Here is a 15,337-nt window from a genome sequence, read left to right on the forward strand (position 1 = left end):
AGTCCCCCGTTTCCTGACCTTCTGTTCCATGATACGTCGGGACTTTCTAAAAGGTTTCATCGGAATCGGTTGAGATAATTTGAAAAATCATGTTTGATGTCTGTCAGCGCGGTCGATGGCACTTGAATTGATTGTTTTGAATCATACCGGATTACCTCATATAGATGCTGCAGTTCGGTTGACGGATGAAAACCGATCCGTCCGAACCACTCGCTGAACGACTCCGTCTCTCGGCGTTTCAGCCGCGCCGGCAACTGACGATTGAACAAAACGACCTGTTGCCGAACTTGTTCGACCGGCAATGGCGGGAACGTTTTCTCTGAATCCACCTTAGTCTGTCGATATTGCTGCGGTGGCGTCACTTCGTCTTCGAGTGCACCTTTTAAGCGACGACGGCGTTTTCGAAGACGACGGACAAGCAGGACAAGCAACAGGACGGCCGCCAGACCCAGTCCAATCAAGAAATAGGGAAATCCTTCTGTCTCTTCAATTCCCACACCACCTTTTTCATCATGTTTAAATCCAAGTGAGATGAACTTAAATTTATCTTTAGGTTCTCCTCTTACTTCACCTTTTTCATCCGTCTCGTAACCATAAACCACACCCTTAGGTTCCGGTTCTTTCTTCCGAAGTAACTTCAGCCACCACCAGTCGAGCGGTTTGCTTCCACAATCCGTATGACAGTCCTTCGCCGCTTCCTGCGCCGTCGCCGTCGCCGGAAAAACCTCGACATCACGCAGTGCTTGATACCCTGTCTCGACTAACGGTTTCATGATCCCGAGTGCCAGTAAAACTATACCCATCATCAACAGTAATCGACTTCGAAATCGCATGCTCCCACCTCTTTAATGTCATTTTTATCCATTATATAATGATCCAAGCCTAATTAACGGAATTTTTTGATTTTACTTAAAAAGAGCTTGAACAACAGACGGGATGGGAAAAGGAATGGAGTGATTTTTAGAGAGGAGTTCAATCATGGTCATATTAGAAACTACACACGATCCCTATCAAAACGGGCGATTGATTGCTGAATATACGGAAAGTAACACGAATCTTGCGGCCGTCACCCGTGCGGAACAATTGATGAACGAAAGCCCGTTCGTCGCACCGCGTCGCGCGCCGCATCCGAGCCGCTACTTACGTTCGTTGATCTCACCACTTTTTTTAACGGACCGCGATAAACATATCTTTCCCCTGACAAAAGCATTCGTCAGTCAACAGGATGAGGTCCGGCCGAGCTGGTTCGGTCGGCTCACCTATGAATTCGAACAACTGGCCTGTCAGGTCGAAAAAGTCGATGTCCGGACGTATGGAGCCATCGGTGACGGAAAGACCGATGACACGCTCGCCTTCAGGGAAGCACTTGCTGACGGACATCGGCAAGTCCACGTCCCTGCCGGCACATACATCGTCCGCGGGATTCGGCTCCCGAACTTTACGATTTTGACGGGCGACGGGAAAGGCCGGACGATTATAAAATTACATGATGACGCTCCAAAAGGACGCCGGTTGATCACGAATCAGAACTACTTACTCGGTAACCACCATCTCCTTGTCGAGAAGATGACCCTCGACTGGAACATCGCACGAATCGGTGATGCTAAAAAGAGCAGTACGTGGGGCAACCATTCGAGTTGTCTGACCTACGCCCATGTGACGTACGGCTGGGTCTTCGACGTTGAGGCAGTCGATCCCGGGCTCCATTGTTTCGACATTTCGACACCTTACTACAATTACAACGGGGACGGCGCACGGGCGAATTTAAGTAGTTCCTTCATTTGGTTCGACGGCTTGACGGGATCCGGATTCGGTGACGATGGCATCACGACGCATCACAGCGATCACTTATTCATCTCGAACTGCTTCATGCATGACCCGAGCGGGCGAGCCCACGCCGTCGGCTTTTCGAATTCGAACGGAATCGAAATCGATGATGGCTCGCGCGACGTCTGGTTGTTCAACAATGCGACGTCCCGTTGTTTCGGCGGACTCGAAATCAAGGCGCATGCGACATCGTCCGCTGCTTCGACCGTCAAAATCGTCGGGCACCTCTCCATCGATGATCATCGCTCGTTCAACTTCCGCCATATCGGCCACCATCAAGCAACGGACCCGACGTCACAAACTGCCTATAACATCATTGCGACACGGCTCGTCGCGCAGACGCCTCAATACACACCGCTCTATGCAAACTCAAAACCGCGGGCACTCGTCGTCTCGGCGTATCGGAACGTCGTCATTCACGACTTCACCGTCCTCGGTGACCCGAACTATGATTACCAGGAACAGCCGGTGATTGGTATCCAGTACAAGGCGAAAAACGTCACCTTGAGCCAAGTCAAGATGACGGGATTCCGTCAGGCTAAAACGGACATTCAAGTCTTCGGTGGTGAAAACGGTGCAGATGACGTCCGGCTCATCGATGTCCGGATTGAAGATTCTGCACGCCACGGGATTACGATTGGACCCCACATTGAACGCGTCCGTCTGACGAACGTCGCCATCAAAGGTGACGGGACGGTCGGCTTGAATGCTAAATCCGAACCGGAGCTTGAACGCTTCATCGCAACCGGTTATCAAGTGCCTGTCCGGACCCATCCGTCCGCATAAAAGAAGCTCTGCACTGACCGCGGTCAGGCAGAGCTTTTTCTCATTGGGCGCGGAGATACGCGAGGACACGTGTATCGATTGTACGGTCCTGATGCTCACGCATCTCGAAATTCTCCGTATGCAGGTACGTCCGGAAAGCTTCTTCGAACGATCCCCGGTAACCGAGTTCGAGTAATTTATCCATCACTTCCGATTCGAGCGCATCATCAATCGGCTTAATTTCTTCCGGTTTACTTGGTTGCAGGTACAGGGTGTGCAGTTGATAAATCCGCTCGAGTTCTTGAATCGGGCTCGGGTGATCGTCGACACGCAAATCGATGTAGCGGTCATTGAAACCACCATATCCGCCGTTTTCCTTGACGACGAGGAGCGCAGCCGACTGCATTCCGCGTGAGTCACCGCCTGCTGCTTGTCCGGCAGCGAGTGCACGTAACAACCGTTCACCGAGCGGTCCGTCCGTCGCCTCGAACACACGGGCCATCTCTTTGACCGTGTTGCCGTCGACTAAAATATTCCCTTGCGCGGCAAAATGTTTACCGGCGATTCCACCTGCCCAGTCGTTACAGGCGTCTCCTGTGAAAGTTGCGCTCCGCCCAGCTGCGTCAACGATTCCGACTTGCCGCTCTGCCCGTCCTTCGTCCGCCTCGGTCAACAATTTTAAGACTTCTTCCGCCGACTTCCCTTCAGAAATCATCCGTAACCCTTCCGGACCATATGTCGTATTCGCAAATGATTGGGTCGCGATTGCCCCGACACCTGCTTTTGCAAACGGGACGGCGCTCCCGACCGCGAGAAACTTCGATTGAACAGCGACTCCCCATGCTTGTTCTTTTTCACAATAGCCAACGATTGAATATGTCATGTTGAAATCCCCCTTATGAACTTATAACTAACGTTCGTCTTAGAAGTTCCCGATTCCTGCACGGGAAAAACCTTCCGCGCCCATTGCACGGAAGGTCGACGTTCATTGAATCCCTAATGTGACGGCGAGAAGCAAGGCGACGCAAGCAAGTGTCACCCAAATCGCAAACAACTTCCAGACGAATCGTAACCATTTTTCATACGGGATGCCGGCAATTGCAAGGAACGCCATCAAATGGGCACTCGTCGGGAAAATCATATTCGTCAACCCATCCCCATACTGGAAGGCGAGGACTGCGACTTGTCGTTCGATCCCTAATAGATCAGCGAGCGGAGCCATGATTGGCATCGTCGTCGCTGCTTGTCCACTCCCGGATGGAATGAAGAAGTTCGTAATCAACTGGACGATGTACATGCCGATGACGGCAAGCGACGTCGGTAAATGTCCGACCGCGTTCGATAAACCATAGATGACTGTGTCGATGACACGGCCGTCTTCCAAGATGACGACGATCGCACGTGCGAAGCCGACGATTAACGCACCGAACGTCACCGCTTTCGCCCCGTCAATCAAACTTTCGAACGTCCGATTGACACCGAGCGTCGCGATTCCGGCAAGCATTCCGATGATGAGGAACGATGCCGTCAACTCCGTTAAGTACCAACCCCACTCAAAGATTCCAATAACGTTCAGTGTGATGCCACCAATCAAAACGATGAGGACGAACGCATGCTTCTTCGAAAACCGCGAAAATGTTGTCGTTACTTCTTCTTTCCGATGTTTCTCTAAGTCATAGACTAAGCTGCGCTCCGGGTTTTTTTTAACCTTTTGGGCATAGTTCATGACATATAAAATCGTCACGAGTAAAAAGGCTAAGTAGATTGCGGTCCGGTAACCAATCCCACTGAACAATGGCACTTCGGCAATCGACTGTGCAACACCAACCGTAAACGGATTGAGCATCCCGCCGGCAAAACCGACCGCTGCCCCGAGACTGACGATGGCTGCGCCCGTCATCGCATCGTAACCGAGTGCCCGGGCGAGCATGATACCGATCGGGACGAAAATAATCGTTTCTTCTGCCATGCCGATCGTCGCTCCAGCAACCGAAAAGACAAACATCGTCATCGGAATCATGATATGACCCTTTTGACCAAATCGATTAATCAATTGATTGATTCCGGATTCGATCGCTCCCGTCTCACGGATAATGCCGAAGACACCACCGACGAGAAAGATATAGAAGATGATGCCAGCACCCGCTTCCATGCCTTTTGGTATCGCTTCAAACAATCCAAACAAATTAACGGGTGCCGACTCGACTGCCCGGTATGTACCATCGATGACGACCGTCTGTCCATCTTGTTTCTCACGATCAAATTGACCTGCTGGTAACGTATACGTCAAGATAACTGAAATCAGTAAAATCCCCATGATAATGGCATATGTATGAGGCATTTTAAAGAAAGAGCGTGAAGACGGATCTTCCTGGACTTTACGTTCGTTCATTTAGTTGCCTCCTCTTAAGTCTGAATCTAGCTACTCTTAAGATAATGCCCTATTTTTGGAAAAAATAACAGATGTTCGAGGGATTTTAATTTTTTTGTAACAAAAAAAGAGAACTTTCGTTCGATTTAAACATAAAAAAAAGCCTGACAATTGCCAGACTTTCCTCCTACTTATGCAGTGAATGTTTGAACATCAAGTGGTTTAGCAAGAGCAGTTTGTGCAAATGCAACGAACTGTCCGAAATGCGCACTCGTGTTGTGTGATTCGATTGCTGCTTGATCTTCCCATTTCTCAATCATCATGAAGACATTTTCGTCTTCTGTGCTTTGGAACAGGTCATAGCTGACGTTTCCTGCTTCTAAGCGTGAACCGTCGATCAATGCTTTAGTAGCCTCCAAAAATTCAGTACGTTTTGCTGGTTGAACTTCTAATTTTGCTTCGATTGCGATCATGTAAATTCCTCCTTGAACTTTCGTTAACTTACATAGTTTATCACCTCGATTATGCAAGTGCTATAAAGATGCTTAGACGATTAATTTAATACGATTTCGGGTAAAAAATGGTATCATTTTTGACACCAGAGAGGAGCACACACGATGAGTATCGAGCTTTTTCGTTTTGAGGACGATGGCGTGATCCCAAATAATCCACGTTACCCGGTCTTGATTTATCGTCATGTCTTCGAAGACCCTTCTGCCATCGAAAAGACCTTCCGTGCGAATGATTGGCAAAACAGCTGGGTCGACGGTATTTTTGATTTCCATCATTACCATAGTGTCGCTCATGAAGTCATCGGTATTCTTGAGGGACACGCCAGTATTCAGCTTGGAGGACCGCTCGGAAAGACGTTTACGCTGACTGCTGGGGATGTCATCGTCTTACCTGCTGGAACCGGACATAAAGCGCTTGATACGAGTCGCCGCTTCAAAGTCATCGGTGCCTATCCGAATGGTCAAGACTACGATACGTTGACGGGTGAAGCCTGCGAACGACCGGGTAATCTCGAACGGATTGAACGCGTCGAGCGTCCATCGACCGACCCCGTCTATGGTCAGTCAGGTCCTTTGTTTGAACATTGGTAAACAAACGATTGACGTTTTTTTCTCATCCATCCGTGGTAAAGCCTATTATTGTGAATTTTGGAGGAGGAAACGAAATGAATGAGACAGAACGGACGATTCTACTTGCCGCGTTAAAACAACAGACGGTAACATTTCCTGATTCAACACACGTTCGGGCATTCGGTCAAGGAACGTGGCATATGGGTGAAGAACCTACAAAACGCCAAGCGGAAATCGAAGCTTTGAACGTCGGACTCGACAGTGGAATGGAATTAATTGATACCGCAGAAATGTACGGTGAAGGGGCATCAGAACAATTAATCGGTGAAGCAATCGAAGGACGACGTGAAGAAGTGTTTCTCGTCTCGAAGGTTTATCCTCATAATGCTGGCGGAGACAAGTTACGCGAAGCATGTGAACGTTCGTTACGTAACCTGAAGACGGATTATCTCGATCTTTACTTACTCCACTGGCGCGGTGACATCCCGCTTCAAGAGACGATCGATGGTCTCGAGCAGTTGAAGGCAGAAGGAAAAATTCGCCGCTGGGGTGTGTCGAACTTTGACGTCGCAGATATGAAAGAGTTACTCGCGTTAGAAAACGGCAATCAATGTGTCGTCAACCAAGTACTTTATCACCTTGGCTCACGCGGGATTGAATACGAATTGATGCCGCTCTTAAAAGAGCACGGCATTCCAGTCATGGCGTACTGCCCATTAGCAGAAGGCGGGAGTCTCCGGGAGAAGCTGCTTGATCACCCAACCGTTGAACGCCTTGCTGAAACACATGGTGTCGACCCGGCACAAATCTTACTCGCCTTCGTCGTGCGGAGTGGTGATGTCATCGCTATTCCGAAAGCCGGTCAGGCGAAGCACGTCGAAGAAAATGGTCGCGCCGCACTCTTACAACTAACTGATGAAGAATTCGCAGCACTTGATGAAGCATTCCCTGCTCCAACTAAAAAAGAATCGCTCGATATCGTCTAAGGAGGAATTTGCTTATGGATACGAAAGTCAAACTCGGAAAATCAGATCTCATGGTTCACCCGATTGGTCTCGGAACAAATGCCGTCGGGGGGCATAACCTTTACCCGAATCTCGATGAACAGGCAGGGCGCGATTTGGTCCGTGTCGCCTTGATGAACGGCATCAACTTTTTAGATACGGCCTTTATTTACGGACCAGAACGTTCAGAAGAACTCGTTGGTGAAACGTGGAGCGATACGGTCGAACGCAAAGACGTCATCCTCGCAACGAAAGGCGCGCACAAAATCGTCGACGACGAGGTCGTCATCGATAACTCACCCGAGTTTTTGAAACAGTCGGTCGAAGAGAGCCTGAAGCGTTTAAAAACGGATTACATCGACTTGTTCTACATCCACTTCCCGGATGAAGCGACACCGAAAGATCAAGCGGTCGCTGCACTTGCCGAATTAAAGGAACAAGGAAAAATCCGAGCGATCGGTGTCTCGAACTTCTCACTCGAACAATTAAAAGAAGCCAATAAAGACGGGCACGTCGACGTCTATCAAGGCGAGTACAACTTGTTCAAGCGGGATGCAGAAAAAGAAATCCTGCCTTATATCCGCGAACACGGAATTTCATTTGTTCCGTACTTCCCGCTCGCTGCCGGATTACTTGCCGGAAAATATGATGAAAATACGAAGTTCGATGATTTACGTGCGAAGGATCCCCTTTTCCAAGAAGATGTCTTCAAAGACAACTTAGCAAAAGTCGAGCTACTTCGCCCGATTGCAAAAGAAAAAGAGGTTGACGTCGCGCATGTCGTCCTCGCTTGGTACCTTGCGCAAGATGGCATCGATGCCATCATTCCTGGTGCAAAACGTGCCGATCAAGTAACGGATACGCTCCGAACGATTGAAGTCGAGCTGACGGATGCAGACATTAAAAAAATCGATCAAATCTTTAGTTAACGCCATGCAAGCCCTCGGTCGCAAGATGACCGGGGGCTTGTTCATGAGCAAATAGCGCGAAAATCAAAAAGACAACACGTATGATAACAACAGAGGAGGCGATTTTGAAATGAAACATCATTTTCACTTAACAGCAGACTGGCCGGGAAACCGAAATGACATCGGCGACATCGAGACCGGTGACTTAAAAACGAAGATTTCGATTCCGGAAGCGATGGACGGTCCTGGCGTCGGGACGAATCCGGACGAAATGTTACTTGCCGCAGCCGCAACCTGCTACATCATAACGCTTGCCGCGATGCTCGAGCGCAGCAACATCAAAAAAGTATCGCTGACGATGGAGTCTGAAGGCATCGTCGATGTGACGAACGGGGTCTTTACGTATGATCAAATCATTCATCGGCCCACGTTGATTTTACCTGCCGATACGACAGAGGCAATGGTCAAGATGGCACGTCGCCTTGCGGAAAAAGCGGAAGGTTCGTGCATGATTACCCGTGCGCTTGCAGGAAATGTAAAAGTCTCGCTTGAAGCGGTGATTGAAGTCGAAGCTTAATCGATGACTTTTTCCATATAAAAATAGATTTTCATACTTTGCTCATTTTTGGCAACATGCTTTCCTACGGGATTCGTGTTGCCTTTTTTCATTAGAAGATCTTTCTCTAAATAAAGAGCGGTCTGAACCTGTCTAAAAAAGATTCTTCCTTTTTTCGTGTTTTCCTCGGGCGAGGCGCAAGCCGAGGCTCCTTATTCTGACGAAAAGGAGCCTGGTCTCGCTTGCCTCTGCCAGCGCGAAAACGCGCTTCTTCCCGTAGGAGTCACGAAAAGGGAATCTTTTTTTACATCATCGTTTTAGTAAAATAAGAAAAGAAAAAAATCTCCAATTATTTTGAACAATTGCAGAGTAATTTTCATTTGGAATTAGATTCTTGCTGCACGATTTCCAATTACTTCGTATACTGAATTTAGTTTGGAATTTATTGGAGGTAATCGGATGTCTTCGTTTCAGGAACAATTACAGAATCAGCACTCTACAACAGATTCTTCTACAAAAAGCGCGCCTATTCAAACAGCAGATTATACAACAGAGCTCTTAACTCATTTAAATGAACTTTTTTATAAATCGATTGTCGATCTTCAACAAAATCAGTTGACTGAAGAAATGATCGAAACTACAAACCGTTGGCTATCCGCATTAAATGAACCAAGCTTGACGGTTCCATTACAACGACAGTTAACAGCGTCTTCAACACCGCTCCCACTTCAATATGAAAAATCATTAAGAGCTTGGGATTTAATCGCACCCGGTCAGGAAAATCAAGAAAAGTTATTACACCATTTGATTGATGAGTTGACTACTGCTCAATCAGCGGACTGGATGGTGAGTTTCACTCGACATTCTGGTATTCAAGCGTTAGTCCCAGCATTTCAAGAAGCGGAACGATTAAACAAACCAATTCGTGTTCTCACTTCGTTTTATATGAACATCACTGAAGCGAAAGCACTTCGTACACTGATGCAGTTCAGTAATGTTGAAATTAAAATTTACGAACCGATCAAAAAGAATCAAGCATTCCATCCGAAGGCATATTTATTTACACGAGAAACTGATTTACATAGTGCCATTATTGGTTCCTCTAATTTATCAAAATCAGCACTTACAAATGGCCTTGAATGGAATGTCCGAATTCCTCATTCTCCGCTTACTTCTCTCGTCTCTCAAGCGCAAACGTTGTTTACTAATTTATGGACGAGCAATGAAGCAATTACTTGTACAACAGAAATTTTAGAACAGTATGAGCAACATCATCTGGAAACACCAAAGATTAAACAGTTTGTTGTAAACGACCGTGTTGCTGAAGAATCCGTGGACTATGACACGATCCACCCTAATGAGATGCAGCTCCCGGCCTTAGAACAGCTTCACCGGTTGCGCTTAAAAAAACAAACTAAAGCCATGGTGATTGCTGCGACAGGAACAGGTAAAACGTATTTAGCTGCTTTTGATGTAAAACAATTTGAAGCTAAACGTGTACTCTTTATTGCGCACCGTGGAAAATTACTCACTCAGGCAGAACAGACTTTTAAAAAAATATTTACCGATTCAACAGCTACTTTCGGACGCTATCAGGCAAATCAAAAAGAAACAGATAAACAATTTACTTTTGTCACTGTTCAAACTTTTTCAAAAGAAGTTCATTTAGAACAATTCGATCGTTCCACATTCGACTACATTATTATTGATGAATTTCACCACGCAGCATCAGAATCGTATCAAAAGGTTTTGAATCACTTTACACCGCAGTTTTTACTCGGCATCACAGCAACGCCGGAACGAATGGACGGACTAAATATCTTTAAATTAGTCGATCATAATATTGCTTATGAAATTCGTCTCTATGATGCACTGGCTCAAGATTTATTAACTCCGTTTCATTACTTTGGGATTCAAGATGATGAAGAAATCGACTATGAAATGATTCCCCAAAAAAATGGGCTTTATATCGAGAAAGATTTAGTCCAAGCAATTGAACGGTCTTCCCGAACGGCATATATCCTCGAGATGATCAATAAATTTGGCAACAGCGGTTCTACCCAAGTCGGCCTTGGATTTTGTGTCAATATCAATCATGCTGAATTTATGGCTGCAGAATTCAATAAGCACCACATCGAAGCATTGGCAATCACAAGTAATCAAAGTGAAGTAGAACGAGAACAAGCCATTCAGCGATTAGAAGATGAACATGATCCACTGTCCTTCATTTTCACAGTCGATTTATTTAATGAGGGTGTCGATATCCCTAAAATTAACTTGATGCTTTTCTTACGTCCGACGGAATCACCAACAATCTTCATCCAACAACTTGGGCGTGGATTACGGAAGCATGATTCGAAAGAATACGTGACGATTTTAGACTTTATCGGGAACAGCCAGCGTGCATTTGTAGCCCCACTCGTTTTATCCGGACAACAATCATTCCATTCCATCGATCGTTACCATGTCGCAAACGCCGTCCAAAATCACTTCCCGATCCTACCAGAAGGATCACTCGCGATTCTCGATCGTGTAACCGAAAACTTTATTATCGAGCAAATGAAGAAAATTGAGTTTTCTACAAGTAAACAGCTACGTGAAAGTTACCAGCGCCTTACGACAATGATTGGTGATACACCATCACTCAATGACTTAGTGACACACCGTGATGCTCCGGCCATTGAAGCGATTATCCAACAATGGAAAAGTGTACTGCGCTTAAAACAACTTGAGAAAGTTGCAACGGACGAAGAAATCTCACTTTTGCTCAATCCGGATGCACGAAAAGTCATTGAACATATCGAAAGTTGGTTCCCGATTCGTGAACCCTTTAGTTTATTGATGGTCGAGCTACTGTTACACCAAGAAACGATTTCAGTCGATGATATCATTCAGGCAGCTGCAAGCCGCTTTGCGATTCCAACTTCTGCGATATCCCATCGCTCGTCTCTTATTCAGCATTTGTTCAAACGATGGTCGACACCACTAAAAAATGACCGGCTACCGCTACTTGTTGTATTAAACGATGGATGCTTCCAGTTTTCAACGCAAATGACAGAAGCTTTATCATCCAATAAACACTTAGCTTCATACTTAAGTGAATTGATTCAGGCTGGACTGCATGCTTTTGAACAACTATCGGGAGGTGAAGTCTGGTTAGCAAGTAATCAATCGTTGATTTCGCGGATGACGTATAATCGCTCTGTCATCCAACGTTTACTCGAGTCACCGCACCAAGAAGGTTCATGGTGGGGAAAAGGTGTCGCACAAGCAGGGGAAGATTATGTACTGTTCGTTAACTTACACAAAAACGAATCGATTGAAGATCAACTCAACTATCAAGATTACTTCATTGATAAAAGGCACTTCCATTGGCAATCTCAAAGAAGTACTCCAGCACACGGAGGAGTCGCAGAACTTTACCTTCATCACCAGGAACGCGGTATTAAGATTCACTTATTTATTCGTAAAGCAGAAAAAGAGCAAGGCCGTCCCTTACCTTTTACGTACTTTGGTGAGCTGATTCATAAAAGTAGTCAAGGTTCTAAACCGATCAATGTCGAGTGGATCTTAAAAGAGCCTTTGACGGCAGAAGAATTTATTTCGTGGAAAAAGCTCTCATAATTTTTTCAACAGCCGGGATATCTGCCGGAGCCCACTCTAACTGTTGTAAATTTTGAACGCTTACCCATCTAAGTTCTGCATGTTCCAGCGCTTTAGGTATACCTGCAACAATTTCCGCATAATATGTCGACAGCTCAACAATGATTTTTTCGTATTCATGAAGTGTTGTCTCAACATGTTCTTTCACTTGAATCGTACAATTTAATTCTTCAGTAATCTCACGATAAAGTGACTGTTCCGGCCGTTCTCCTTGTTCGATTTTCCCACCAGGAAACTCCCACAAGTTCGGTAACGACATTGCTTCACTTCGTAAGGCACAGAGTACTTCATTACTTGAGTTAATTATTACAGCACCGACAACTTGGATTGTTTTTTTCAAAATAACGTCCACCCCTTCTTTAAATCTTGTCTATAGCATTCAATATAAGTATAGAAGATGATTTATTTTATACATGAGTTAAAAGAAAATCACCCTCGTAATTACGAAGGTGGTCTTTTCTCGAAGCAGAACCTTCGTTTCCACTCGACTCCTATGGGAAAAGAAAACATGACCGGTCATGTTTTCGTCAGAGCTGAACGAGACCCGAATCGGGACAAGCATTGGACCGCTTCGCGGCTTGTTGCTCGCCCATGGAAAGCGAGTGGAAAGAGATGGTTCGATTGAAGAACGTTCACTTAAATTATCTCCACCTGGATCATCTTGACTTATCCACAGAAACCGACGAAGGACATGTTAAATATCTATCGATTTGAATTATCCACATGTGGACAACTTTTCCTATGCTATAATTTGACTACTTATCCACAATCAGAAATGAGGAACTCATGTGCCACGCGAAATCTATCCTGTCGTCGTCAAAGCGACGGCTATCGAACAAATCAAAAATGGTCAGCCTTTACTTTATAAAGAACTGTTCCAAAAAAGTAACCACCTCAAAGAAGCCGGTGCGCTACTTCGACTTACTACAGAAGATAAAGAATACCTTGCGACCGGCTATTTTGGCAAGCAAGAAAAAGGACTCGGCTGGTTGCTCTCGACGGACGAGATTCAAGAAATCGATGACGTCTTCTTTAAAGAAAAAATCGAGGTTGCTCTCGACCGGCGCGATGCTTTTTTTGAGAACGAACTCATCGATACGTTCCGTGTCTTCAATGGTTCAGGTGACGGCATCGGTGGTTTGACAATCGATTGTTTTGATCACCACTACTTGATCACGTTCGAAAATGAAGGCATCTATTCATTTAAGCAGGAAATCGTCTCTGCCCTTGAGTCGTTAATCCACTTTAAGAGCATCTACGAAAAACGTGCCTTCCAAATTGATGGTCAACCCGTCAAAGGCGATGATTTCTTAGCCGGTGAACGGGGAGATTTCCCGGAAGTCCTCGAGGAGAACAGTCTTCCGCTTCTCTATCACCTGGACGCCGGCATGCGGACGGGTCTCGACATTAACCAACGCGACCTTCGTGCCATCGTCAAACAACATGCGACAGGACAAAATGTCTTGAACCTGTTTTCCGATACAGGGACGTTGACAGCCGCTGCGCTGCTTGGTGGAGCGCTTGAGACGACGAGCGTCGATTTCTCGACCCGGAGCCGGAACAAGACGATTGAACAACTTGAACTGCATCAGCTTGATCCAGCGGCGCAAACAATCCTCGTCCAAGATGCGTTTGATTATATCGATCAAGCTGATAAGAAAACACGTTTTGATTTTGTCATCGTCCATCCACCGGCACTCGTCAAAACACAAGCACGCCACTTCCGTGCCGAAGTCGATTTGCCCGCTTTAATCCAACAAACGATTCACATGACGCATCGCGGTGGACTGTTGTTGATTACGACGGATTGTCAGCTATTTGATCAACAGCGCTTCATGAAAATGGTCGAACAAGCTTTCAAGAAACTTCGTCAAACGTACGAAATCGTTTGGGAAAGTTCCTCGCTTGAAGACTTTCCAGAGCATCCTTCTTTGAAAGAAGCGGAACGTAAAGCCGTTCTTGTCCGCCGTAAATAAGCTCAAAACAAACAATTCTGCTAATCTTCTATCGATTAGCAGAATTATTTTTTGTATTAAAAGGAAAAATAAACCAAACGCCGAATCTTTTAGGTTAATCGACATTCTGATTAAACATCATATACGCTGACCTTTCCGAAATGCGAGTGTTGGTCGAAGGTTTTATACGCTTCGTTTAACGCTTCTACTTGGCGCGGGACACGCGAATCGATTCGAAGTTCAATCGTTCCGTCTGCGACTAAACCGGCGACTTCCGTAAGGTGTTCTTGTTGGCGGCGCATCTCATCTGCTTTTCCTTTTAACAACGGCAATGCGACGAATAAGGCTTCAAGGGTCAATGCCTTACTATGCATTTGCGTCAAATCTTGTGTCGTCCGTGTCGCGATTGAGATGATTTTCCCGCGTTCTTTCGCTAAGACGAACGACTCTTGCAGATGATCGCCGCCGACCGTATCGATGACGACGTCGAAACCATCAGGCGCAACACGTTCGAGTAGCGCTTCACTCGTTTCGTCGCGATACCGATGGACTTGTATCCCATGTCCTTCTAGCCAGTTCGCTTTTTCATCGTTCGCGGCACTCGCCGTCACGTCGCATCCATAATGTTTTGCAAGCTGAACGACGAGATGACCAACCCCACCTGTTCCACCGACGACATACAGTCGCATCCCCTGTTGAACCATAGCCCGTTCTTTTAAAGCCTCCATCGCCGTTAAACCAATCACGGGCAGGCATCCGGCAATTTCCGAACGCAGTGCTGCTGGTTTTAAGACGGCCATGCTTTCCGGGACAAGCATCTCTTCCGCGAGTGCACCGGATCGTTCGCCTAATCCGCCTCCGAAGGCGATGACGTGATCGCCGACAGAAAAAGTCGTCACACTCGATCCAATTTCGATGATTTCCCCCGTTACATCGCCCTGGAGAATTCCAGTTGTCGGAGCTGCTGCCACATGACCGAAAAACATCTTCGTATCAAGTGGATTCAAGCTCGTCCCCGTAACACGTACACGTAATTCGTTTTTCCCCGTTTCAGCGAGTGTGACGTCTTTTTCTGTTAACGTAGCGTCTGTCCCATACTGATCGACAACAAATGCTTTCATCTGTACTCCCCCTTTTTTCTTTCCCATTTTAACATGGTTCAGAATACTCGAATATTATCGCTTCATGATATGATGAACGTAACTC

General features: G+C 46.3%; 13 protein-coding genes. 7 read left to right on the forward strand and 6 right to left on the reverse strand.

The features are described from left to right. Nucleotides 1-56: 56 nt before the first annotated feature. A complete protein-coding gene (locus AC0VYQ_RS14950) occupies nucleotides 57-833 on the reverse strand; it encodes a hypothetical protein (protein ID WP_475403904.1) in 777 nt (258 codons plus the stop codon). A 145-nt stretch (nucleotides 834-978) separates the two neighbouring features. Between AC0VYQ_RS14950 and AC0VYQ_RS14955 the strand changes: the two genes are divergently transcribed. Beyond that, a complete protein-coding gene (locus tag AC0VYQ_RS14955) occupies nucleotides 979-2,613 on the forward strand; it encodes a glycosyl hydrolase family 28-related protein (RefSeq protein ID WP_475403905.1) in 1,635 nt (544 codons plus the stop codon). A 40-nt stretch (nucleotides 2,614-2,653) separates the two neighbouring features. On the opposite strand, the gene AC0VYQ_RS14960 is transcribed toward AC0VYQ_RS14955, so the two are convergent. The 3 genes from AC0VYQ_RS14960 to AC0VYQ_RS14970 form a co-directional block, all read right to left on the reverse strand. Continuing rightward, nucleotides 2,654-3,475, reverse strand: coding sequence for a DUF1028 domain-containing protein (locus tag AC0VYQ_RS14960; protein ID WP_159173221.1), 822 nt, complete (start codon nucleotides 3,473-3,475; stop codon nucleotides 2,654-2,656). Between the two features lie 102 nt (nucleotides 3,476-3,577). Beyond that, entirely contained in the window at nucleotides 3,578-4,984 is a 1,407-nt protein-coding gene (locus AC0VYQ_RS14965; protein WP_214893280.1) for a YfcC family protein, read from the reverse strand. A gap of 170 nt (nucleotides 4,985-5,154) precedes the next feature. Then, nucleotides 5,155-5,436: a putative quinol monooxygenase gene (locus AC0VYQ_RS14970; RefSeq protein WP_475403906.1), complete on the reverse strand. Its 282-nt coding sequence runs from the start codon at nucleotides 5,434-5,436 to the stop codon at nucleotides 5,155-5,157. A gap of 144 nt (nucleotides 5,437-5,580) precedes the next feature. Here AC0VYQ_RS14970 and AC0VYQ_RS14975 point away from each other — a divergent pair, with 144 nt between their 5' ends. The 5 genes from AC0VYQ_RS14975 (at nucleotide 5,581) to AC0VYQ_RS14995 (ending at nucleotide 12,137) form a co-directional block, all read left to right on the forward strand. After that, nucleotides 5,581-6,066, forward strand: a complete 486-nt coding sequence (locus tag AC0VYQ_RS14975; protein WP_475403907.1) for a cupin domain-containing protein — start codon at nucleotides 5,581-5,583, stop codon at nucleotides 6,064-6,066. Nucleotides 6,067-6,140: 74 nt separating this feature from the next. Continuing rightward, nucleotides 6,141-7,031 carry an aldo/keto reductase gene (locus AC0VYQ_RS14980; protein ID WP_475403908.1) on the forward strand — a complete coding sequence of 297 codons (891 nt, stop codon included), beginning with the start codon at nucleotides 6,141-6,143 and terminating at the stop codon, nucleotides 7,029-7,031. Between the two features lie 14 nt (nucleotides 7,032-7,045). Then, nucleotides 7,046-7,978: an aldo/keto reductase gene (locus AC0VYQ_RS14985; protein WP_214893272.1), complete on the forward strand. Its 933-nt coding sequence runs from the start codon at nucleotides 7,046-7,048 to the stop codon at nucleotides 7,976-7,978. 109 nt (nucleotides 7,979-8,087) lie between these two features. Next, nucleotides 8,088-8,534 carry an OsmC family protein gene (locus tag AC0VYQ_RS14990; RefSeq protein WP_475403909.1) on the forward strand — a complete coding sequence of 149 codons (447 nt, stop codon included), beginning with the start codon at nucleotides 8,088-8,090 and terminating at the stop codon, nucleotides 8,532-8,534. Between the two features lie 438 nt (nucleotides 8,535-8,972). Continuing rightward, nucleotides 8,973-12,137: a DUF3427 domain-containing protein gene (locus AC0VYQ_RS14995; RefSeq protein ID WP_475403910.1), complete on the forward strand. Its 3,165-nt coding sequence runs from the start codon at nucleotides 8,973-8,975 to the stop codon at nucleotides 12,135-12,137. Here AC0VYQ_RS14995 and AC0VYQ_RS15000 read toward each other — a convergent pair. Further along, entirely contained in the window at nucleotides 12,112-12,516 is a 405-nt protein-coding gene (locus tag AC0VYQ_RS15000) for a (deoxy)nucleoside triphosphate pyrophosphohydrolase (protein ID WP_475403911.1), read from the reverse strand. The genes AC0VYQ_RS14995 and AC0VYQ_RS15000 overlap by 26 nt on opposite strands. 448 nt (nucleotides 12,517-12,964) lie before the next feature. Here AC0VYQ_RS15000 and AC0VYQ_RS15005 point away from each other — a divergent pair, with 448 nt between their 5' ends. Next, a complete protein-coding gene (locus AC0VYQ_RS15005) occupies nucleotides 12,965-14,152 on the forward strand; it encodes a class I SAM-dependent rRNA methyltransferase (RefSeq protein ID WP_475403912.1) in 1,188 nt (395 codons plus the stop codon). 110 nt (nucleotides 14,153-14,262) lie between these two features. Here the strand turns inward: AC0VYQ_RS15005 and AC0VYQ_RS15010 are convergent, their stop codons facing one another. After that, nucleotides 14,263-15,252: a zinc-binding dehydrogenase gene (locus AC0VYQ_RS15010; RefSeq protein ID WP_475403913.1), complete on the reverse strand. Its 990-nt coding sequence runs from the start codon at nucleotides 15,250-15,252 to the stop codon at nucleotides 14,263-14,265. Nucleotides 15,253-15,337: the final 85 nt, after the last annotated feature.

It is taken from the genome of Exiguobacterium sp. QJM3NY_9, from assembly GCF_056173545.1.

Excerpts from the sequence above, each read along its gene's own strand:
- AC0VYQ_RS14950 (WP_475403904.1), bottom strand. The coding sequence starts at position 833 with ATGCGATTTCGAAGTCGATTACTGTTGATGATGGGTATAGTTTTACTG.
- AC0VYQ_RS14955 (WP_475403905.1), top strand. The coding sequence starts at position 979 with ATGGTCATATTAGAAACTACACACGATCCCTATCAAAACGGGCGATTG.
- AC0VYQ_RS14960 (WP_159173221.1), bottom strand. The coding sequence starts at position 3,475 with ATGACATATTCAATCGTTGGCTATTGTGAAAAAGAACAAGCATGGGGA.
- AC0VYQ_RS14965 (WP_214893280.1), bottom strand. The coding sequence starts at position 4,984 with ATGAACGAACGTAAAGTCCAGGAAGATCCGTCTTCACGCTCTTTCTTT.
- AC0VYQ_RS14970 (WP_475403906.1), bottom strand. The coding sequence starts at position 5,436 with ATGATCGCAATCGAAGCAAAATTAGAAGTTCAACCAGCAAAACGTACT.
- AC0VYQ_RS14975 (WP_475403907.1), top strand. The coding sequence starts at position 5,581 with ATGAGTATCGAGCTTTTTCGTTTTGAGGACGATGGCGTGATCCCAAAT.
- AC0VYQ_RS14980 (WP_475403908.1), top strand. The coding sequence starts at position 6,141 with ATGAATGAGACAGAACGGACGATTCTACTTGCCGCGTTAAAACAACAG.
- AC0VYQ_RS14985 (WP_214893272.1), top strand. The coding sequence starts at position 7,046 with ATGGATACGAAAGTCAAACTCGGAAAATCAGATCTCATGGTTCACCCG.
- AC0VYQ_RS14990 (WP_475403909.1), top strand. The coding sequence starts at position 8,088 with ATGAAACATCATTTTCACTTAACAGCAGACTGGCCGGGAAACCGAAAT.
- AC0VYQ_RS14995 (WP_475403910.1), top strand. The coding sequence starts at position 8,973 with ATGTCTTCGTTTCAGGAACAATTACAGAATCAGCACTCTACAACAGAT.
- AC0VYQ_RS15010 (WP_475403913.1), bottom strand. The coding sequence starts at position 15,252 with ATGAAAGCATTTGTTGTCGATCAGTATGGGACAGACGCTACGTTAACA.